20 protein-coding genes are annotated in these 19264 nt (G+C 68.8%); 5 read left to right on the plus strand and 15 right to left on the minus strand.

Annotation, left to right across the window (positions count from 1 at the left end):
- Positions 1–50: 50 nt before the first annotated feature.
- Genes flgJ through flgB form a run of 9 tightly spaced genes read right to left on the minus strand, consistent with a single transcriptional unit; the run spans position 51 to position 7553 of the window.
- Positions 51–1028, minus strand: a complete 978-nt coding sequence (flgJ, locus tag MMB92_RS21335; RefSeq protein WP_058901883.1) for a flagellar assembly peptidoglycan hydrolase FlgJ — start codon at positions 1026–1028, stop codon at positions 51–53.
- On the minus strand, positions 1029–2213 hold the full coding sequence (locus MMB92_RS21340) for a flagellar basal body P-ring protein FlgI (protein WP_034195648.1): 1185 nt from the start codon (positions 2211–2213) through the stop codon (positions 1029–1031).
- Positions 2214–2218: 5 nt separating this feature from the next.
- Positions 2219–2908, minus strand: coding sequence for a flagellar basal body L-ring protein FlgH (flgH, locus tag MMB92_RS21345; protein ID WP_006495504.1), 690 nt, complete (start codon positions 2906–2908; stop codon positions 2219–2221).
- A gap of 20 nt (positions 2909–2928) precedes the next feature.
- Positions 2929–3717, minus strand: a complete 789-nt coding sequence (flgG, locus tag MMB92_RS21350) for a flagellar basal-body rod protein FlgG (protein WP_006485706.1) — start codon at positions 3715–3717, stop codon at positions 2929–2931.
- Positions 3718–3751: 34 nt separating this feature from the next.
- On the minus strand, positions 3752–4510 hold the full coding sequence (flgF, locus tag MMB92_RS21355; RefSeq protein WP_006485699.1) for a flagellar basal-body rod protein FlgF: 759 nt from the start codon (positions 4508–4510) through the stop codon (positions 3752–3754).
- A 19-nt stretch (positions 4511–4529) separates the two neighbouring features.
- Positions 4530–5771 carry a flagellar hook protein FlgE gene (flgE, locus tag MMB92_RS21360; protein ID WP_006485700.1) on the minus strand — a complete coding sequence of 414 codons (1242 nt, stop codon included), beginning with the start codon at positions 5769–5771 and terminating at the stop codon, positions 4530–4532.
- A gap of 27 nt (positions 5772–5798) precedes the next feature.
- Positions 5799–6545 carry a flagellar hook assembly protein FlgD gene (locus tag MMB92_RS21365; RefSeq protein WP_006495505.1) on the minus strand — a complete coding sequence of 249 codons (747 nt, stop codon included), beginning with the start codon at positions 6543–6545 and terminating at the stop codon, positions 5799–5801.
- A gap of 55 nt (positions 6546–6600) precedes the next feature.
- Entirely contained in the window at positions 6601–7026 is a 426-nt protein-coding gene (gene flgC / locus MMB92_RS21370) for a flagellar basal body rod protein FlgC (RefSeq protein ID WP_006485701.1), read from the minus strand.
- Between the two features lie 38 nt (positions 7027–7064).
- Positions 7065–7553, minus strand: a complete 489-nt coding sequence (gene flgB / locus MMB92_RS21375; protein WP_006485705.1) for a flagellar basal body rod protein FlgB — start codon at positions 7551–7553, stop codon at positions 7065–7067.
- A gap of 204 nt (positions 7554–7757) precedes the next feature.
- On the opposite strand from flgB, the gene flgA reads away from it, so the two are divergent.
- From flgA to MMB92_RS21390, 3 genes are all read left to right on the plus strand, one after another.
- Positions 7758–8969, plus strand: coding sequence for a flagellar basal body P-ring formation chaperone FlgA (flgA, locus tag MMB92_RS21380; RefSeq protein ID WP_058902295.1), 1212 nt, complete (start codon positions 7758–7760; stop codon positions 8967–8969).
- Between the two features lie 117 nt (positions 8970–9086).
- Positions 9087–9413, plus strand: coding sequence for a flagellar biosynthesis anti-sigma factor FlgM (gene flgM, locus MMB92_RS21385; protein WP_006495507.1), 327 nt, complete (start codon positions 9087–9089; stop codon positions 9411–9413).
- A gap of 78 nt (positions 9414–9491) precedes the next feature.
- Positions 9492–9932, plus strand: coding sequence for a flagellar protein FlgN (locus tag MMB92_RS21390; RefSeq protein ID WP_006495508.1), 441 nt, complete (start codon positions 9492–9494; stop codon positions 9930–9932).
- Between the two features lie 49 nt (positions 9933–9981).
- On the opposite strand, the gene MMB92_RS21395 is transcribed toward MMB92_RS21390, so the two are convergent.
- A complete protein-coding gene (locus MMB92_RS21395) occupies positions 9982–11832 on the minus strand; it encodes a M24 family metallopeptidase (protein WP_058901885.1) in 1851 nt (616 codons plus the stop codon).
- Between the two features lie 375 nt (positions 11833–12207).
- Here MMB92_RS21395 and MMB92_RS21400 point away from each other — a divergent pair, with 375 nt between their 5' ends.
- Positions 12208–12987, plus strand: coding sequence for an XRE family transcriptional regulator (locus MMB92_RS21400; RefSeq protein WP_043204979.1), 780 nt, complete (start codon positions 12208–12210; stop codon positions 12985–12987).
- A gap of 39 nt (positions 12988–13026) precedes the next feature.
- Here the strand turns inward: MMB92_RS21400 and MMB92_RS21405 are convergent, their stop codons facing one another.
- The 4 genes from MMB92_RS21405 to MMB92_RS21420 all read right to left on the minus strand — a co-directional run bounded on the left by MMB92_RS21405 (position 13027) and on the right by MMB92_RS21420 (position 17937).
- Positions 13027–14268 carry a multifunctional CCA addition/repair protein gene (locus MMB92_RS21405; protein ID WP_034201249.1) on the minus strand — a complete coding sequence of 414 codons (1242 nt, stop codon included), beginning with the start codon at positions 14266–14268 and terminating at the stop codon, positions 13027–13029.
- The gene (locus MMB92_RS21410; RefSeq protein ID WP_006495512.1) at positions 14265–14912 is read right to left on the minus strand and encodes a glutathione S-transferase family protein; all 648 of its coding nucleotides are present in this window, start codon (positions 14910–14912) and stop codon (positions 14265–14267) included. Before MMB92_RS21410 ends, MMB92_RS21405 begins: the two co-directional genes overlap by 4 nt.
- A gap of 62 nt (positions 14913–14974) precedes the next feature.
- Positions 14975–15934, minus strand: a complete 960-nt coding sequence (locus MMB92_RS21415; protein ID WP_006495513.1) for a complex I NDUFA9 subunit family protein — start codon at positions 15932–15934, stop codon at positions 14975–14977.
- Between the two features lie 50 nt (positions 15935–15984).
- Entirely contained in the window at positions 15985–17937 is a 1953-nt protein-coding gene (locus MMB92_RS21420) for a lytic transglycosylase domain-containing protein (RefSeq protein WP_112750221.1), read from the minus strand.
- A gap of 8 nt (positions 17938–17945) precedes the next feature.
- Here MMB92_RS21420 and MMB92_RS21425 point away from each other — a divergent pair, with 8 nt between their 5' ends.
- Positions 17946–18554 (plus strand): 5-formyltetrahydrofolate cyclo-ligase, encoded by a 609-nt coding sequence (locus MMB92_RS21425; protein WP_048986128.1) that lies wholly within the window; start codon positions 17946–17948, stop codon positions 18552–18554.
- A gap of 72 nt (positions 18555–18626) precedes the next feature.
- Here the strand turns inward: MMB92_RS21425 and MMB92_RS21430 are convergent, their stop codons facing one another.
- The gene (locus MMB92_RS21430) at positions 18627–19139 is read right to left on the minus strand and encodes a winged helix DNA-binding protein (RefSeq protein WP_006483173.1); all 513 of its coding nucleotides are present in this window, start codon (positions 19137–19139) and stop codon (positions 18627–18629) included.
- Positions 19140–19264 lie beyond the last annotated feature (125 nt).

Genomic DNA, 19264 nt, shown 5'->3' on the forward strand with positions numbered 1-19264 from the left:
GGTGCCGGGCGCGGTCCGAAGGGGGGACAAATCGGTGGCGGGCGGGCCCGTCAGCCGATCTGCTGCATGATCGAGATCAGCTTCTTCGCGTAATTCGGGTCGGTTGCGTAGCCGGCCTTCTGCATGCCGTGCGCGAAGCCCTCGACGCTGCGGCTCGCGCTCAGCACGCCCGCATAGCGCGGATTGTTCTTCAGCAGGTTCGCGTAGTCGGTCATCGCGTGCTCGTACGAGTCGTACGCGCGGAATTTCGCGACCACGCGGCGCGGCGTGCCGTTCACGTATTCGGTGGTCAGCGCCGACACGGTGCGCCCGGTCCAGCCCTTGTTCGCCTTGATGCCGAACACGTTGTAGCTGGTCGAGCCGTCCGCCGCGCGGATCTCGCGCTTGCCCCAGCCCGATTCGAGCGCGGCCTGGCCGACGATGAACCGCGCCGGGATGCCGGTCGTCGCACTGGCCACCTGCGCGGGGCCCGCGAGCCGGTCGACGAACGCGTCCGCGTCCTGCACGCCGCTCGCGCCCTTCAGCGGCGGCGTCAGCGCGCTGCCGGCCGAGTAGCCGCGCGCGCCGGCGAGCGCGCCGTTGTTCGCCGCGTTCGCATAGGCCTTCGCCATCGCGTTCATCGCGGCGAGGCTGCCTTCGTTGCCGGCCGTGCCGAGGCCGCCGATGCCGCCCGCGCCGACGTCGGCCGCCGTGTCGCTGCCCGCGCCGACGCCCGCGTTGCGCAGCAACTGCTTCATCAGCGCGTCGGCGACGCCGATCCCGCGCGTCGACATCTGCTGCGCGAGCTGCTGGTCGAGCATCGACGTGTACATCTTCGACGTATGCGAATCGAACAGCCCGCCGTCCGGCGACGCGTCGCGCATGCTCTTGAGCATCATCTGCGTGAACATCGCGTCGAACTGGCCGGCCACCGCCTTCGCGCCGGCCTGCGGCGACTGCTTCGCCTGCGCGCGCAGCGCATCGAAACCCTGCACGTCGAGCGCGAAGCGCTGCGTCAGGTCGTTTGCGTTCGGAAGGTTCGCCGCCATTTAGATGATCTCCAGATCCGCACGCAGCGCGCCGGCCGCCTTCATCGCCTGCAGGATCGACATCAGGTCCGCGGGCGTCGCGCCGAGCGTGTTCAGCGCCTTCACGACGTCGGCGAGATTCGCGCCGGCCGTCACCATCTTCAATGCACCGTTGTCCTGCTTCAGCTGGATCTGCGACTGCTGCGCGACCACCGTCTGCCCGTTCGAGAACGGCCCCGGCTGCGACACCACCGGCTGCGTGTTGACGACCACCGACAGGTTGCCGTGCGCGACCGCGCAGCTCTGCAGCGTGACCATCTGGTTCATCACGATCGAGCCGGTGCGCGCGTTCAGGATCACCTTCGCCGCGGCCTTGTCCGGGCTCACGTCGAGGTTCTGCAGCCGCGCCATGAACGCGACCTGCTGCGCGGAATCGGCCGGCGCCGCGAGCTGGATCGTGCGGCCGTCGAGCGCCGTCGCGGTGCCCGGGCCGAAGCTCGAGTTGACCGCGGACACGATGCGCTGCGCGGTGCCGTAGTCCATGTCGTTCAGTTGCAGCTGCAGCACGCCGTTCATCTGCGCGATCGCGTTCGGCACCGCGCGCTCGACGATCGCGCCGCCGACGATCCGGCCGGCCGCGAGCTGGTTCACCTGCACGCGGCTGCCGTTCGCGCTGGCGCCCGCGCCGCCGACCGCCATGTTGCCCTGCGCGAGCGCGTACACCTGCCCGTCCGCGCCCTTCAGCGGCGTGAGCAGCAGCGTGCCGCCGCGCAGGCTCTTCGCGTTGCCGAGCGACGATACGGTCACGTCGAGCGCCTCGCCGGGCCGGGCGAACGGCGGCAGCGTAGCCGTCACCATCACGGCCGCGACGTTCTTCAGCTGCATGTTGTTCAGCGACGACGGGCCGCCGTTGGCCGAACCGTTGTTGATCGAGATGCCGAGGTTCGCGAGCATGTTCGCGAGCGTCTGCGTCGTGAACGGCGTCTGCATCGTCTGGTCGCCCGTGCCGTCGAGGCCGACGACGAGGCCATAGCCGATCAGCGGGTTGTCGCGCACGCCCTGGATCTGCGCGAGATCCTTCAGGCGTTCCGCGTGCGCGGGCGCGGCACCGAGCACGCAGGCGGCCGCCACGGCCGCGAACGCGACGGCGAGCCGCGCGGCCGCATGCGCGCGGGCCGACAGGCGGTGGAACAGGGTCGTCTGCATCGTCATCACCACGGCGCGATGTTGAGGAAGAAGCGCTGCAGCCAGCCCATCGTCTCGGCTTCGTTGATGTAGCCCTTCGACGAGTATTCGATCTTCGCGTCGGCGACCTGCGTCGAGTAGACGGAGTTCGCGCCCGAGATCGTGTTCGGGTTGACGACCCCCGAGAAACGCACGAATTCGTTGCCCTGGTTGATCAGCATCTGCTTCTCGCCGCTGACCACGAGGTTGCCGTTCGGCAGCACGTTGGTGACGGTCACCGTGATCGTGCCGTTGAACGTGTTCGCCGCGCTCGCGCCGCCGGTCGCCGCGAACTTGTTCGCACCGGTCGCCGACAGGTTCGCCTTCGCGAACAGCCCGCCGAGGAAGCCGGCGGTCGGCACGTTGAAGTCGGTGTTGCCCTGCCGGTTGGTGTTCGCGCCGGACGACTTGGTCGCGTTGATGTTCTCCGCGATCATGATCGTCAGGATGTCGCCGATGTTGCGCGGCCGCTGATCCTCGAACAGCGGCCGCCCCGCGAAGCCGGGGTTGTAGATCGAGCCGGGCGCCTGCATCGACATCGGCATCGGCGGCTGCGCCGTCATCGGCTGCTGGATGATCGGATCGCGCGGGATCTGCGCGCAACCGGCGAGCGCCGCCACCGCGACCGCGCACGCGGCGCGGACGGTGGCTGACGAGGGGAGGCGAACCTGCTTCATGGCGACGGCGGGACTTCCGGTTAGCTCTTCATCTGCGTGACGGTCTGCAGCATCTGGTCGGACGTCGTCACGGCCTTGCTGTTGATCTCGTAGGCACGCTGCGTCTGGATCATGTTGACGAGTTCCTGCACGACGTTCACGTTCGACGCCTCGACGTAGCCCTGGTTGAGCACGCCCGCGCCGTTCAGCCCCGGCTGCGACACGTTCGGCGCGCCCGACGACGTCGTTTCCGCGAACAGGTTCTCGCCCTTCGCCTCGAGGCCGGCCGGGTTGATGAAGGTCGCGATCTGCAGCGAACCGATCTGGACCGCGTTGCTCGAGCCCGGCTGCGTGACCGACACGACGCCGTCCTTGCCGATCGTCAGCGACTGCGCGTTCTGCGGCACGGTGATCGCCGGCAGCACCTGGTAGCCGCTCGACGTGACGAGCTGGCCCTGCGCGTTGGTCTGGAACGAGCCGTCGCGCGTGTACGCGTTGGTGCCGTCCGGCATCAGCACCTGGAAGAAGCCCGCGCCGTTGATCGCGACGTCCTTCGAGTTGCCGGTCTGCGTGAGGCCGCCCTGCGTGTACAGGCGCTCGGTCGCGACCTGCTGCACGCCGGTGCCGAGCTGCAGGCCCGACGGCAGCTCGGTCTGCTGCGTCGAGTTCGCGCCGGGCTGGCGGATGGTCTGGTACAGCAGATCCTCGAACACCGCGCGCGACGCCTTGAAGCCGTTCGTGCTGGTGTTCGCGAGGTTGTTCGAAATCACGTCCATCTGCGCCTGCTGCGCATTCATGCCGGTGGCGGCGATGTAGAGCGAACGATTCACTTGTCTGGTCTCCTGCTTAGGCTGGCGCGGGCGCTCAGCTGAAATTGAGCAACTGGTTCGCCGTCTGCTCGTTCTGGTCGGCCGTCTGGATCAGCTTCGACTGCAGCTGGAACGCCCGCGCGTTGTCGATCATCGCGACCATCGCAGTCACCGGGTTCACGTTGCTGCCTTCGAGAGAATTCGGCGTGACGACCACGTTCGGGTCGACGTCGGCCGGATTGCCGTCGGCGGTGCGGAACAGCCCGTCGTTGCCGCGCGTGAGCGTGGCCGGATCGGGATTGACGAGCTTCATCTGGTCGACGATCGCGACGGCCGTCGGCGGGTCGCCCGGCATCAGCGCGGACACAGTGCCGTCCTTGCCGATCGTCACTTCCGCGTTCGGCGGCACCGAGATCGGGCCGCCGTTGCCGATCACCGGCAGGTTGCTCGCGTTGACGAGCTGGCCATTCTCGTCGACATGCAGGTTGCCGGCGCGCGTGTACGCCTCGCTGCCGTCGGCCGTCTGCACCGACAGCCAGCCCGGGCCCTGCACGGCGACGTCGAGCGGATTGCCGGTGCGCGTGATCGGACCCGGCGCGTAGTCGGCGCCGGGCGTCGACGACAGCACGTAGGTGCGCGTCGTCGTCGGATCGATCTTGCTGCCGTCGCCGAAATTCATCGGCACCGCGCGATACGTCGCGAGTTGCGCGCGAAAGCCCGTCGTCGATGCGTTCGCGAGGTTGTTCGCGACCACCGCCTGCTGGTCGAGCGACTGCGACGCGCCCGTCATCGCCGTATAGATCAGTCGGTCCATGGCTGCCGGTTATCCGCGCTTACAGGTTGATGAGCGTCTGGTCGACGGTCTGCTGCGTCTTGATCGTCTGCGCGTTCGCCTGGTAGTTGCGCTGCGCGGTGATCAGGTTGACGAGCTGCGACGTGAGGTCGACGTTCGAGTTCTCGAGCGCGCTGCCCTGCAGCGTGCCGTGGTTCGTGCTGCCCGGCGCGGAGACCTGCGGCACGCCCGACGCGGCGGATTCCGCATACTGGTTGCCGCCGAGGTTCACCAGCCCGTTCGGGTTGTTGAAGTTCGCGAGCGCGATCAGGCCGAGCACGGCGGTCTGGCCGTTCGAGTAGTTGCCGGTCAGCTTGCCGTCGGCGCCGATCGAGTAGGTCGTCAGCGTGCCGCTCGCGTAGCCGTCCTGCGCGAGGTTGTTCACGCCGTCCTTGCCGCCGTACTGCGTCGTGCCGGTCAGGTCGAGCGTGAGTTTCTGCGGCGTCGCCGAGCCGTCGGTGTTCGGCACGGTGAACTGGAACTGGCCGAGCGACGCGGTCGGCGTGGCCGGCGTGCCGGTCGTCGTGCTCTGGATCGCGCCGGACGTATCGAACGTGATCGTGCCGAGATCGGTCGTCGCGCCGCCCTGCACGCCCGCGTACGCTTCCCACGTGCCGGCCGCCGACTTCACGAAGTACATGTTGACCGCCTGCGAGCCGCCGAGCGAGTCGTACACCTGGATCGACGTCGTGTAGTTGTACGTCGTGTTGTCGGTCGCGCTGAACGGCGTCTTGGTCGGCACCGTGTCCTGCGAGTTCAGGTTGAACTGGCCGGTGATCTTGGTCGTCGCGGTCGGCGCGATGTTGGTGGTCGGCGCCTGCAGCGGCACGGTCTGCGCGGTATTGATCACGCCGCCCGCGTTGGCCGCGTAGCCCATCAGGTTACGGCCCTGCGAGTCGACGATGAAGCCGTTCTTGTCGCGCTGGAACGTGCCGTCGCGCGAGTACGTCGTCACGCCGTTGTTCGACATCTGGAAGAAGCCGTTGCCGTTGATCGCGACGTCGAGCGACGAGTTCGTCGTATTGATCGTGCCCTGGCCGAACTGCTGCTGCACCGAGTTCAGCGACGTGCCGATGCCGATCTGCGTGTTGACCGACGTCGCGACCGAGTTCGCGTACATGTCGGCGAATTGCGCGGTGCTCGACTTGAAGCCGACCGTGTTCGCGTTCGCGATGTTGTTGCCGATCACGTCGAGCGCGTTCGATGCGCCGGCGAGGCCGCTCAGACCCTGTTGATAACCCATTTCGGTCTCCGTTACGAGAAAGCTCGATCAGTTGGTAGTGGTGTCGCCGGACGTGGACGACTTGGTGTTCGGGAAGATCGACGCAACCTGGGTGAGCCCCACCGTCGTGCCGTTCGACAGCACGAGCCCCGCGGTGCCGTCCGCCTGCTTGACCACGCTCTGCACCGTCGCGGCCGCGAGCGTCGTGGCCGCCTGCGGCGTGCCGGCGCTGTTGGTGTACGACGCGCTGACCGTGTACGTGCCGTCCGGCAGCGCGTTGCCGGCCGCGTCGGTCGGCGTCCAGTTGAACGGCACGGTGCCGGCCGACTGCGCGCCCGCGTTGATCGTGTTCACGACGGCGCCCGCCGAGTTCTTCACGGTGATCGTCAGGTTCGACACCGAATTCGCGAGCGACACGCCGAACGGCGACGCCGCGCCGCCCTTCACCGCGACGCCGTTGCCCGGCGCGAGCACGTTGGTGCCGATCAGCAGCGCGGCCTGCGTCTGCTGGCCGGCCGCGAGCTGCGTCGACAGCGACGTGAGCGACGTGTTCAACTGCGCGATGCCGCTCACCGTGTTGATCTGCGCGAGCTGCGACGTCATCTGCGAGCTGTCGACCGGGCTGGTCGGATCCTGGTTCTGCAACTGCGTGACGAGCAGCTTCAGGAACGTCGCCTGCAGGTCGCTCGCCGACGTGCCGTTGGTCGACGACACGTTGTTGGTGTTCATCGTGTCGGTCGGCAGCGTCGACACGTTGGTGCCGTTGCTGCCGATCGTCGTGTTGGAGGAAGTCATCCTGGGTGGCCTTCTGTCGGAACTGTCGGGTCGGTAAGGTCGGGCCGCGCGCGGCTTACGAGCCGATCGTCAGCGTCTTGAGCATCAGCGTCTTCGCGGTGTTCAGCGTCTCGACGTTGGCCTGGTACGAGCGCGACGCCGAGATCATGTTCACCATCTCCTGCACCGGATCGACGTTCGGCATCTGCACGTAGCCGTTCGCGTCGGCGGCCGGGTTCGCCGGGTCGTAGGTCGATTTCATCGGCGACGGGTCGTCCATCACCTTGGTCACCCGCACGCCGCCCACGCCCTGGCCGGACGCGGTGCGCGCGCCGCCCATCGGGTCGGTCGCGAACACGACCTGCTTGGCCTTGTACGGCTTGCCGTCGGGGCCGGTCGCGCTGTCGGCGTTCGCGAGGTTCGACGCGGTGACGTTCAGGCGCTGCGATTGCGCGGACAGCGCCGAACCGGCGACGCCGAAGATGTTCATCAACGAAGGCATGGAAGCTCCTTGTGCTGGGCGAGGTTCGGAAGCGGCGCTTACGAGTTGGTCGTGATCGCGGCGATCATCGCCTTGATCTGCTGGGTCATCACGGTCATCCCGGTCTCGTAGTGCAGCGCGTTGTTCGCGAACTGCACGCGCTCGACGTCGAGATCGACCGTGTTGCCGTCGAGCGACGGCTGCAGCGGCATCCGGTATTGCGCGCGGCCGTAGTCGTCCGCCGGGCCGCCGGTCGGGATCAGCTTCGCGGTGCCGGCCATGTGCCCGGGCGCCGTCGACACCATCGACATGCCGCTCGTCACGCCGGCCGGCTGCGTCATCGGCAGTTGCGCGGCGTTGCTCGGCGCCAGGCCGCCGCTCGTCTGCTTCAGCGAGCGCGCGAGCGTCGACGCGAAATCGACGTCGCGGGCCTGGTAGCCGGGCGTGTCGGCGTTCGCGATGTTCGACGACAGCAGTTCCTGCCGATAGGCGCGCACGTCGAGCGCCTGTCGGCCGAACGCGAATTCCGCATCGAGTTTGTCCAGCATGTGTGCGTCTCTCCGTATGAAGCGCTGCACGCCCCTCGCGCCGGATGGCGACCCGAGAGGCTTTTTTCCATGACAGCGATGGTAGGCGCGGGACGCAACCGGCAATCGGGCGAATAACGCGGCAAAGGCCCCCTCTATTCATCGTTTGCGCGACGCCCCCGCTCCCTAGAATGCGAAGCGGATCAACGGATCGGAGGCATGGCGATGACTGGCGGCGCACTTCGCGACAGGAACGGGCGGCTCGCGCACGTCCGGCGTGCGTTCGCGCTCGCCGCGGCGCTGTGGATCGCCGCGCCTGCCGCCCACGCCGACGACGGGATGATCGTGATTCCCGGGCGCGGCGAAACGGCAGAAACCGCGCTCGCGCATGCCAATGCGGCGAGCGGCGGGCAGTTCGACGGGAATGCGGGCGCCGCTTCGGTTCCGGGTGCGCAGCGCGCGGCCGGCGGGGCGAGCGCCTCGACCGGCGCCGGCTACGCGGCGCAACCGGCCGGCCAGATGGTCGTGACGAGCCTCCCGCCGCCGGCCGCTGCGGCGGCCCCCGTCTACGCAGCCGCCCGCCCGAACGCCGGTTACGGTGCGCCGTCGCGCACAGTCGATCCTTCCGCGATCGCGACGGTCGTCGCCAGCACGGCCGAGCCTGCATCGAATCCCGCGCGGCCGGCGCCGCAAACGGCCGCCGCCGCCCGCCTCGCGGCAGCCCGGGCGGCATCAGCGGTGGCGCCGCGCACGGCGGCCGCTTCCGGCAATCCGGCTCCGGCCGCCCCTGCCGCCCGGCCCGCGACGGCGCCCGGCCAGCAAGATCCCGAAACGATCCGGCGCGCGGCGCTCGCGTTCCTGCAGCAGCAGATCGCCGGCCTGCCCGGCAAGACCACCGCGACCGTCACGACCGCCTTTCCGCGCGGGCTCGCCGCGTGCACGACGCTCGAACCGTTCCTGCCGACCGGCGCGCGCCTGTGGGGCCGCACGACGGTCGGCGTGCGCTGCGCCGGCGAGCGGCCGTGGACCGTCTACCTGCAGGCGAAGGTCGCCGTGCAGGCCACCTATTACGTCGCCGCGCGCCAGATCGCGCCCGGCGAGCCGCTCTCCGCGGCCGACCTGGTCGCGCGCGACGGCGACCTGACGGTGCTGCCGCTGGCGGTGATCACCGATCCGGCGCAGGCGATCGGCGCAACCGCGCTTGCGCGCATCTCGGCCGGGCTGCCGCTGCGGCAGGACATGCTGAAGAGCGCGGCGTCGGTGTCGGCCGGCCAGACGGTGCGGGTCGTCGCGGCCGGCCCCGGCTTCACGATTTCGGCCGAAGGCAGCGTGCTCGCGAATGCGGCGCCCGGCCAGTCGGTGCGGGTACGGATGGCGGCCGGGCAGATCGTCACGGCGATCGTCAAGGACGCCGGCACCGTGGAAATTCCGCTGTAGGGACGGATCTGCCGCAAGAATGTAAAGAATTGTTTATTCGGAGCATTTCGGGCTCGCGATGCTAAAGTTCGGGCCGACCCGGCCGTTATCTGGGTCAAACCGTACAGGAAACCCATCGTGAAGATCGATTCCACTCCGAAACCGAGCCCCCTCGCGCCGACCGGCAACGGCGCGGCCCGTGCGCCGTCCGGCACGGCCCAGTCGTCCGCGCAGGCAGGCGACGCCGGATCGACCGGCGGCGACACGACCGTGAACCTGTCGGGTCTGTCCGGCCAGCTGCGTTCGGTATCCGCGTCGGGCGACGCCGATATCGACACGGGCCTGGTCCAGTCGATCAAGGACGCGCTGAACAACGGCACGCTGACGATCGACGCGAACAAGATCGCCGACGGCGTATTGAACACCGCCCGCGAGCTGCTCCAGCAGCAGCGCCCGGGCAGCTAACTCCCGGCCTCGTGGCCGGGTCACCCGGTTTGCCGGCGTGCGCAGCACTGCACGCGCCGGCGTGACGAGCATGACGCGATGAGAGAAGAGCTGCTGGCCACGGTCAACGACGAACACGCGACGGTCGAAGCGTTCGCGTCCCTGCTCGTCTACGAGGAAAAGGCGCTGACGACGGCCGAGCCGCTCGAGATGCTGCCCGGGATCGTCGAGAAGAAAAGCGCATTGATCGACCGGCTCGCGCAGCTCGAACGCACGCGCGACACGCAGCTTTGCGCGCTCGGCTTTCCCGCCGGCAAGAAAGGCATGGACCAGGCGGCCGAGCGCGATGCGCGCCTCGCCAGCCGCTGGCAACTGCTGCAACAGGCCGCCGAACGCGCGCGCCAGGCCAACGCGAACAACGGAATGCTGATCCGGATCCGGATGGACTACAACGAGCGCGCGCTCGCGGTGCTGCGCTCGGCGCCCGCGCCGGCCGGCGTGTACGGCCCCGACGGGCGCGTGTCGGCGCTCACGCGCTGACGTCGCGCCGCGCGGCCGCCCGGCGGCCGCGCTCCCGCCTCTCCCTTCGTTACAACAGCGGACACGCGGTGACCTGCGTGCCGCGCGCCACGCACAGCCGCTCGTAGTCGCGCAGGTACGCGCGCTCGGCGTCGTCCAGCAGGTCGAGATCGATCAGGTCCCAGTCGTAGCCGACCGTCACGATGTTCTCGAACGTCACGGTGTCCGGCTGCGCGTCGTCCGCCCGCACGATCACGATGTTCTCGATCCGCACGCCGCCCTTGCCCGGCAGGTAGATGCCCGGCTCGACCGAAATCACCGCATTCGGCACCAGCCCGTAGGTCGCGCCCGGCGCGAACCGCACGCCGCCCTCGTGCACGTGAATCCCGACGCCGTGCCCGGTGCCGTGGCCGAAATCGTAGCCATGGTCGCGGCACACCTGCCGCACCAGCGCATCGACGTCGCCGCCCGTCGCACTCGCCGGAAAGCGCGTGACGAGCCCCTTGATGCAGGCCTTCAGCGCGACCGTGTAGATCTCGCGCTGCCACGGCTGCGCGACCGTGTCCGGCCGCGTGCGACGCAGCACGACGCGCGTGCAGTCCGTCGCGAAGCCCGCTTCGTAGTACGCGCCGCTGTCGAGCAGCACGAGTTCGCCTTCGGTCAGCTCGACGTCGGCGCTCGCCGCCGTGTAGTGCGCGAAGGCGCTGTTCGCGCCATTCGCCGCGATCGACGGAAACGTCAGCGCGACCGCCGAACGGGCGCCGTACGCGTCGTTGATCGTGCGCGCGAGGTCGTACTCGGTGTGGCGCACGCCCGGCTCGCCGTTCTTCGCCCAGCGCATCGTCTCGGCGATCGCCGCGCAGCTGCGCGCGAACGCGTCGCGGAAGCGGTCGAGCACGGCCGGCGTCTTGCTCGCCCGCAGCGCCTCGACCGGGTTGAAATCGGCATGCCGCGCGTGCGGCCACACCCGGTTCACCGCGTCGACGAGCGCGCAGTTCACCGATTCGAAGCCGTAGCACACGTGCTCGACCGCGAACCGTGCGAGGAAGCGCTCGAGCGCCGCCACGTCGCGCCGGATCACCTGCAGCGCCGGATACGAATCGAGCGCGACCTCGCAGCGGTCGCAGCCTTCCGGCAAGAACAGCACCACCTGCTCGCCGATCGCGAACAGGAAGCCGAGGTGCGACGACACGTTCGGGATGTGATAGCCGCGGCTGTTCAGCAGATACGCGAGATCGTCCGACGCGCAGGTGAAGAACGCGGTCTTGCCGTCGGCCGCGCCGGTATGCGCGGCGAGCCGCCGGTTCAGCGCGTCGAGGTTCTGCGCGACGCTCAGGCCCGTCATCGCTGCCGGGAGCTCGAAGATCGGCCGTTCGACGTTCCAGCCCGGCAGCGCGATCGCGCGGTCGATCTCGCGATCGGCGAGGCTCGTCCAGTCAAGCGACGCGGCCTGCGTCTGCTCGAACAGCCGGTTGCGTTGCCCGACGCTGATCCGCCGCGCGTCGTAGCCGACCCGCGCGAGCCGGCTCGCGTGCGCGAGCAACCAGTCGGCCATCGCCTGCCAGATCGTCACGTTCATGCCGAGCTTCTCGACGCGCACGCGCGCCGGATCGCACTGCTGGTCGGCCTGGAAGTGATAACGGCCATCGACGAACAGCACGAACGGCGGCAGATCGAGCGCCTGCGCGGTCGCCGCGCTCAGGAAGATCCCGCAGCCGGCCGAGCCGTCGAAGCCGGACACCGCGTAGCGCGGGTTGTTGCTGCGCGGCAGGTATTCGGTCACGTATTCGTCCTGCGACGTGATCACCACCGCGTCGAGTCGCGCGGCATCGAGCAGGCGCGACAGGCCGGCCTGCGTGTCGGCGACGGACGCGTCGTACGGGGGAAGGCCGGAGAAGCTGTATTTCAGTCGATCGATCATCGGATGCCCGTTATTCGTTGTTGTCGGCGGCCGGCGGCGTGGCGCGGCATCGCGCGCCGGGCACGGCACGTCGTTGCGGCGCAGGTCACGCGCGGCACGACGCGCGGCCGGACCGCGCCGCCGGCCGGGAGGCAGGCCTTCGGTAAAATTTTTGTCTCACTTAACTTTGTTTGATGCGCGACAGAATCTAGAGCACGTCGAAATCGAGGTCAAGCCAAGATTTTCGTAGGACTAAAATCGGCGTGCCGCATGCGGATCCCCGCACAACGCCGATTCGCCTCCGCGACGCTGCGCGGTACAATGCGCCGGCCTCGCTGCCCCGGGCAGCCGCACGGCTCCTGCCCGCGCCCCGACTCGTTGCCACGAAAGAGATTCATGGATTCAGACCTCATGCGTATCGGCCAGCGCATTCGCCGCCTGCGCCGGGAAGCGAAGAAGACGCTGCTGGAAGTGGCGACCGAAGCGAACCTGTCGGTCGGGTTCCTGTCGCAGGTCGAGCGCCATCTGACGGGCATCTCGCTGTCGTCGCTCGTCAACGTCGCGAAGGCGCTGGGCGTGCCGCTCGGCACGCTGATCGAGCAGCCGCGCCAGGCGCAGCCCGATTCGCACGAGGGCAGCCGCAAGCCGTACGCGCTCGACGCCGCGTCGCAGTGGTACGAGCGGCTGTCCACCACCTTCGACGGCAGCCAGATCAACGCGCTGAAGGTGCAGATGATGGAGGGCTACCGGTCGGAATGGGTCGCGCACGGCGGCGACGAATTCGTGTACGTGCTGGCGGGCCGCATCTGCTACACGGTCGGCAAGAAGAATTACCCGCTGACGCCCGGCGACTCGCTGCACTTCGACGCGCGCAAGCGGCATCGCGTGGCCAATGTCGGCGACGGGCCGGCCGAGCTGATCACCGTCAGCACGCTGCCGCTGTTCGACGACAGTGGTGCGGAATTCGTGTCCGCGACGACGGAAATCAGGCAATCGAAGCCCGGCGAGCCGCGCGTGAGCCGGCGCGCGCCGGCGTCCAAACGGGATGACCGCGACGCCGCCGCGGCACGGCCGTCCAGGGCCGGGTCAGCCGAAAAGAAGGGAGCGGCGAAGCCGCGCGCCGCCGCCGGCAAACGCCCGGCGGCCGCGACTCCGGCACGTAAGAAGAAACCGTAACGGCTGGCCGCGCGCTGTTCCGCGCCTGCTACCTGCCGGCTATTCGCCGATCGCGAGCGCCTGCGCGACGGCCTGGATCCGCGCGCGATGCACGGCTTCCTTGATCTTCTCCGTGTCGCTGCCGATGCCGCGTGCGATCGCGCCGGCATCGACGCTGCGCGCGGCCGCGAGCGCGACGCGCAACCGCTCGGCCTGCGGATACGGCTGCGCATCGAGTCCGAGCCGGCCGCGCGCATCCGATTCGCAGGCCTGCAGCAGCTCGGCGAAGCGCGCCGGCTTGCGCAGCGCGTCGCTGCGCTCGAACAGCCGCACCAGCGCGGCCGCGCCCATTTCCATCACGCGATGCAGGTTGCCGTGCTCGCGCGCGACCACCAGCGCGAGATCGCGGCATTCGTTCGGCACCCGCAGCCGCTCGCACAACGGCTTGAGCAGCTCGACGCTGCGGCTTTCGTGGCCGACGTGGCGCGGCAGCACGTCCGCGGGCGTCGTGCCCTTGCCGAGATCGTGCGTGAGCGCCGCGAAGCGCACCGCCAGCGAATAGCCCTGCTTCGCCGCGTAGTCGACCACCATCATCACGTGCACGCCGGTATCGACTTCCGGGTGGTAATCGGCGCGCTGCGGCACGCCCCACAGCGCATCGACCTCGGGCAGGATGCGCGCGAGCGCGCCGCACTCGCGCAGCACCGCGAACATCCGCGACGGCTTCGCCTCCATCAGCCCGCGCGCGATTTCCTGCCACACGCGTTCGGGGACGAGCGCGTCGACCTCGCCCGCGTCGACCATCCGCCGCATCAGCGCGAGCGTTTCGTCCGCGACCGTGAAATCCGCGAACCGCGCGGCAAAGCGCGCGATCCGCAGGATCCGCACCGGATCCTCGACGAACGCGTCGCTCACGTGCCGGAACACACGCGCGCGCAGGTCGGCCTGCCCGTCGAACGGATCGATCACCGGGCCGACCAGCGTGCCTTCCGGGCTCACCTCGCGCGCCATCGCGTTGATCGTCAGATCGCGCCGCGCGAGATCCTCGTCGAGCGTGACGTCCGGCGCGTAGTGGAACTGGAAGCCGTGATAGCCGGCCGCCGTCTTGCGCTCGGTGCGCGCCAGCGCGTACTCCTCCTGCGTCTGCGGATGCAGGAACACCGGGAAATCCTTGCCGACCGGCCGGAAGCCCTGCGCGGTCATCTGCTCGGGCGTCGCGCCGACCACCACGTAGTCGCGGTCCTGCACCGGCACGCCGAGCAATTCGTCGCGGATCGCTCCGCCTACTGCATAGATGTTCATGGCTGCGGCTCGTATTCGGCGATCACGTTGGTTTCACGGCGTGCAGCGTCGATCCACTGCTGCACGGCCGGCAGCGCGGTCACCCGCGCCGCATAGCCGGCCGCCTCCGGCGACAGCGCCGGCGCATACGTGTTGAAGCGCATCACGACCGGCGCATACATCGCATCGGCGATCCCGAATTCGCCGAACAGGAACGGCCCGCCCGACGCCTCGATGCATTCGCTCCACAGCGCGTCGATGCGCGCGACGTCGGCGAGCGCGTCGGGTGTCGCGCCGCGCCCCGGCATCGACGCGCGGATGCTCATGCCCATCTGCGTGCGCAGCGCCATGAAGCCCGAATGCATCTCGGCGGACACGCAGCGCGCATGCGCGCGCGCGAGCGGGTCGGCCGGCCACATCGGGAATTGCGGATAGCGCTCGGCGAGCGTCTCGGCGATCGCGAGCGAATCCCAGATCGCGAAGCCGTGATCGTCGACGAGGCACGGCACCTTGCCGGTCGGCGAATATTCGCGGATGCGCGCGGCCGTGTCGTCGCGGCGCAGCTCGACCACGATCTCGTCGAACGGGATGCCGAAATGCGCGAGCAGCAGCCAAGGCCGCATCGACCACGACGAGTAGTTCTTGTCTCCAATGACGAGCTTCATGACGGGGTTCCGGAAAATGCGAAAAAGGAAAAGAAGCGCCGGCCGGCGGCGCCCCGCGGGTATTAGCGACGCGAGCGGAACCAGTCGAACCGCGAGCGCCTGGCCGCGTCGCCGAGATACGCGGGCGCAATGCTTTCGAGACTCGCGGGCGAGAGCCCGAGTTCCGGCGCGAGCGGCCCCGACAGCACGTTCGGCACCGACATCGTCGCGAGATTGTCGCGCGTGAGCACCGGTTCGCCCGGCAGGCATTCGAACACGCTCGCCTGCAGCCGCGCAAGCGCGTCGGGCAGCCGCACGATGCGTGCCTGCCGGCCGACCAGCGTGCCGCAATAGCGCACCAGTTGCTCGAGCGTGTAGACGGTCGGGCCGCCGAGTTCGTAGGTCTTGCCGTGCGCGCCCGCGAGATCGAGCGTGTTGACGAACGCGCGCACGACGTCGCCGACGAATACCGGCTGGAAGCGCGCGTCGGGCATCGCGAGCGGCAGCACGGGCACCGTGCGCTGCAGGTTCGCGAACGTGTTGAGGAATGCATCGCCGGGGCCGAACACGACCGACGGACGGAAGATCGTCAGCGCGAGCGAATCGGTGGCCGCGACCGCATGCAGCGCGGCTTCGCCGTCGCCCTTCGAGCGCTGGTACATGCTCGCGCCGTGCGGATCGGCGCCGAGCGCACTCATGTGCAGCAGGCGCCGCACGCCGACCTCGGTGCAGGCTGTCGCGAGCGCGGCCGGCAGTGCGACGTGCGCGCGCGCGAAACCCGGCCCGTACGGCGTGCCGCGGCCGCCGTGCAGCACGCCGATCAGGTTGATCGCCGCGTGCGCGCCGGCGACGAAGCGCGCGAGCGTGCGCGTATCGAGCGCGTCGAGTTCGACGATGTCGACCGGCAGCATCTGCAGGTGGCGCGCGTGCTCGCGCCGCCGCGTACCGATCCGCACCTGCTTGCCGGCATCGATCAGCGCATTGACGAGCCGGCTGCCGATGAAGCCGGTGCCGCCCAGCAGCGCAACGGTCTGGCGATCCATGTTCGGGTCCTAAAAAGAACACTGCCGCGTCTCGCGCGGCAGTTCGTGTATCAGGGCGAGATCATGCCTAGACGTTTCTTCAACGACTGCGGTTTGCCCTCGAAGAGCGCCGCGTAGTAGACGGTGTTCGACAGCACGTTCTTCACGTAGTCGCGCGTCTCGTTGAACGGAATCGTCTCCGCGAAGATCGCGCCTTCGACCGGCTGCGTCAACACCTGACGCCACTGGCGCGGCCGGCCCGGGCCCGCGTTGTAGCCGGCGGTGGCGAGCACCGGCGAGCTGTCGAAGTTGTTGTAGATGTCCGCCAGATACCAGGTGCCGAGCTGGATGTTGGTATCGATGTCGTGCATCTGCGCCCGCGAGATCGTGCCCATGCCGAGCTTCTTCGCGACCATCTGGGCCGTCGCCGGCATCAGCTGCATCAGGCCGCCCGCGCCGACCGACGAACGCGCGCTGATGATGAAGCGCGATTCCTGGCGGATCAGCCCGTACGCCCACTCGACGTCGAGGCCCGTCGACTGCGCATAGCGCTCGACGGTCGTGCGGTACGGCGACGGATAGCGCAGCGTGAAGTCGTGCTCGGCCTTCGTGCGGTCGGCGGTGTTGACCGTGCGGTCGAGCAGCTCGACGCGCTTGCCGTATTCGGCGGCCGCGAGCAGCTGGCGATCGGTCATCCCGCGCAGCGGCCAGTTCCATTCGCGATTGCCTTCGAGGCGCAGGTTCAGCGCGTAGAAGCGCTGCGCGAGCGCGAAGCCCGGGATCTTGCCCATCGCGTCGATCTCGGCGTCGCTCACCTTCGTGCGCGGCGGGATCGTCGTGCGCTGGCCGAGCTCTTCGCCGGCCAACTGCCCGTAGAAGTTGAACTGGCCAGCGACCTGCTCGAATTCCTGGTTCGCCTGCAGCGTGTCGCCGCTCTGCTTGAGCGCGCGCGCATGCCAGTAGATCCACGCCGGATCGTTGCGCAGCGACGGCGGCATCTGCTCGATCGACCAGCGCACCATCGGCCAGTTGCCGGCGAGCAGCGCGGCGCGCGTGCGCCATTCGTAGCCCGGGTTCGACAGCGGCGCGTTCGCCGATTTCGCATACCAGACCGATGCCATCGGCGAGCGCTTGATCGCGCCCTGGTAGCCGATCGCGCCCCACGCGATCGCCTGTTCCTGCTTGGTGAGCGAAGGCGCGACCGTCGTCAGCATCCCGGCGGCGGCGTCCGGATCGTTGCGCGCCATGCGGCCGAGCGCGATCAGCGCGAGCTGATGCGACGCGGCGTCGGGCCCGACGCCGCGCGCGAGATACAGCGGCGGCGCGCTCGTCGCCTGGTCGAAGCCGACCGGGCGCGGACCGAGCGCGTCGACGATCTTGCCGCCGAGCGTCGTGTAGTTCTGCTCGTACGCGAGGCGCGCCTGCTGCCACACGTCGTCGCTCGTGAACTGCTGGTTGACGGTGAGCGCGGTGATCAGGTCGACGCATGCATCGCCGTAGTTCTTCGGCTCGACGAGCAGCGCGCGCGCCGCATCGGCGACGTTCTCGTTGCGCGCCGCGCGCGATTCGAGCGCATAGCACTTGACCTGCGTGTCGTCGTCGAGCACGAAACGCTTGTACTGGTCGTCGAAATTGCGCCAGTCGTGGCGCGCGCCGAGCACGAGCAGGTAGTCGTTGCGCAGGCGATCGGCGATCGCCTGGCCGTCGTAGCGCTGCAGGAACGACTGCACGGGCGCGTCCGGCGCATCGACGCGCGCGCGGCCGGTCGAATCGAACAGCTGCGGCTTGATCTGGAAATACTCGACGTAGGACGGCACCGGATAGTTCGGGATCATCGACGCGAGCTGGGCGGCCTTCGCGGCGTCGTTGCGGCGTGCGGCTTCGCGAAGCTGCACGAAGATCTGGTCATCCCCGGCGAGCGTGTCGTCGTTCGGTGCGGCGCACGCGGCCGTGCCCGCGACGAGCGCGGCGGCCGAAAGCGTCAGCGCGACCGCGCGATATACTCGGAAAAGGCTGTTCGACATCGTTTTGAATGGAGCACGAAGTGAGCGAAAGCATAGCACGCAACCCTGTGCCGAACCCGAAGGTTGCGCTGCGCAAAACGCTGTCCGGCGCCCGTCGCGACGCCGCGTCGCAACCTGCCGCGAACGCCGCGCTCGACGCGCGGCTGCGCATGCTGCTCGACCGTCTCGCGCCGCGCACGGTCGGATTCTACTGGCCGCTGCCGGGCGAATTCGATGCGCGCGATGCGGTGCTCGCATGGTGCGCGGCAGGGGCCGGCCGCTGCGCCGCGCTGCCGGTGATCGGCGAGCGTCACACGCCGCTCGCGTTCCACGCATGGGACGCGCACACGCCGATGCGCGAAGGTCATCACCGGATTCCCGAACCGGCGTCGGGAATCGTCGTCGTGCCCGATCTTTTGCTGATTCCCTGTGTGGGATTCGATCCGCAGCGCTACCGGCTCGGCTACGGCGGCGGCTACTACGACCGCACGCTCGCCGCGTGGCCGGGCGACACGCTGCCCGTGACGGTCGGCATCGCGTACGAAGCGTGCCGCGTCGATGCGCTGCCGGCCGAGGCGCACGATCTCGCGCTGCGCTGGATCGTCACCGACGGCGCGCTTTACCCGGCCGCCGGATAATGCCGCGCGGCGCCGCGCTCGTCGCCGCCTGCCCGTGAGCGCGTCGCCGCGCCCGACCGTTGCCGCAATCGTTTACAGCGATGCCGCCGCGCGCGCGGCCGTGTCGTACAGGCCCGAGGCGTGGCGCAGCAACTGCGCCGCGTCGCCGATCTGCTCGTTGGTGAGGCCGCTGTCCTTCAGCGTCTCGATCAGGCAATGCTCGCGGACCTCGCGGTACTTCAGGCACAGGTCGCGGCCCGCGTCGGTCGCGAAGAAGAACACTTCCTTGCCGTTCTTCTCGCTCTTCACATAGCCGCGGGCGATCAGTTTTTTCAGCGCATAGGTCGCGACGTGCGTATCCTCGATATTGAGCACGAAGCAGATGTCGGCGAGCTTCTTCTTGCGTTCGCGATGGCTGACGTGATGCAGCAGCGAAACCTCGACCGCCGTCATGTCCTTCGCGCCGGCCGCCGACATGCAGCGCACCATCCAGCGGTTGAACGCATTGCCGGCCATGATGAGCCCGTATTCGAGCTCCGACAGCTCCGCGCTCGAATCGGAAACGAGGTGTTCGGATGACACGATCTTGGTCGCAGGACGCTTCATGGACAGGCGCAAGCCGGATGACAGGATGTGCCCGAGTGTACGCCAGAAGCCCCGGCCGGCGAGCTAGGCGAAAACGCTTATTGAGAAGTTGTCGATATTTTATTGACAATGTGCGCTAACATTGC

The organism is Burkholderia sp. IO2 (assembly GCF_029522185.1).
Taxonomy (GTDB): domain Bacteria; phylum Pseudomonadota; class Gammaproteobacteria; order Burkholderiales; family Burkholderiaceae; genus Burkholderia; species Burkholderia cenocepacia.

Excerpts from the sequence above, each read along its gene's own strand:
- flgJ (WP_058901883.1), bottom strand. The coding sequence starts at position 1,028 with ATGGCGGCGAACCTTCCGAACGCAAACGACCTGACGCAGCGCTTCGCG.
- MMB92_RS21340 (WP_034195648.1), bottom strand. The coding sequence starts at position 2,213 with ATGCAGACGACCCTGTTCCACCGCCTGTCGGCCCGCGCGCATGCGGCC.
- flgH (WP_006495504.1), bottom strand. The coding sequence starts at position 2,908 with ATGAAGCAGGTTCGCCTCCCCTCGTCAGCCACCGTCCGCGCCGCGTGC.
- flgF (WP_006485699.1), bottom strand. The coding sequence starts at position 4,510 with ATGGACCGACTGATCTATACGGCGATGACGGGCGCGTCGCAGTCGCTC.
- flgE (WP_006485700.1), bottom strand. The coding sequence starts at position 5,771 with ATGGGTTATCAACAGGGTCTGAGCGGCCTCGCCGGCGCATCGAACGCG.
- MMB92_RS21365 (WP_006495505.1), bottom strand. The coding sequence starts at position 6,545 with ATGACTTCCTCCAACACGACGATCGGCAGCAACGGCACCAACGTGTCG.
- flgC (WP_006485701.1), bottom strand. The coding sequence starts at position 7,026 with ATGCCTTCGTTGATGAACATCTTCGGCGTCGCCGGTTCGGCGCTGTCC.
- flgB (WP_006485705.1), bottom strand. The coding sequence starts at position 7,553 with ATGCTGGACAAACTCGATGCGGAATTCGCGTTCGGCCGACAGGCGCTC.
- flgA (WP_058902295.1), top strand. The coding sequence starts at position 7,758 with ATGACTGGCGGCGCACTTCGCGACAGGAACGGGCGGCTCGCGCACGTC.
- MMB92_RS21390 (WP_006495508.1), top strand. The coding sequence starts at position 9,492 with ATGAGAGAAGAGCTGCTGGCCACGGTCAACGACGAACACGCGACGGTC.
- MMB92_RS21395 (WP_058901885.1), bottom strand. The coding sequence starts at position 11,832 with ATGATCGATCGACTGAAATACAGCTTCTCCGGCCTTCCCCCGTACGAC.
- MMB92_RS21400 (WP_043204979.1), top strand. The coding sequence starts at position 12,208 with ATGGATTCAGACCTCATGCGTATCGGCCAGCGCATTCGCCGCCTGCGC.
- MMB92_RS21405 (WP_034201249.1), bottom strand. The coding sequence starts at position 14,268 with ATGAACATCTATGCAGTAGGCGGAGCGATCCGCGACGAATTGCTCGGC.
- MMB92_RS21410 (WP_006495512.1), bottom strand. The coding sequence starts at position 14,912 with ATGAAGCTCGTCATTGGAGACAAGAACTACTCGTCGTGGTCGATGCGG.
- MMB92_RS21415 (WP_006495513.1), bottom strand. The coding sequence starts at position 15,934 with ATGGATCGCCAGACCGTTGCGCTGCTGGGCGGCACCGGCTTCATCGGC.
- MMB92_RS21420 (WP_112750221.1), bottom strand. The coding sequence starts at position 17,937 with ATGTCGAACAGCCTTTTCCGAGTATATCGCGCGGTCGCGCTGACGCTT.
- MMB92_RS21425 (WP_048986128.1), top strand. The coding sequence starts at position 17,946 with ATGGAGCACGAAGTGAGCGAAAGCATAGCACGCAACCCTGTGCCGAAC.
- MMB92_RS21430 (WP_006483173.1), bottom strand. The coding sequence starts at position 19,139 with ATGAAGCGTCCTGCGACCAAGATCGTGTCATCCGAACACCTCGTTTCC.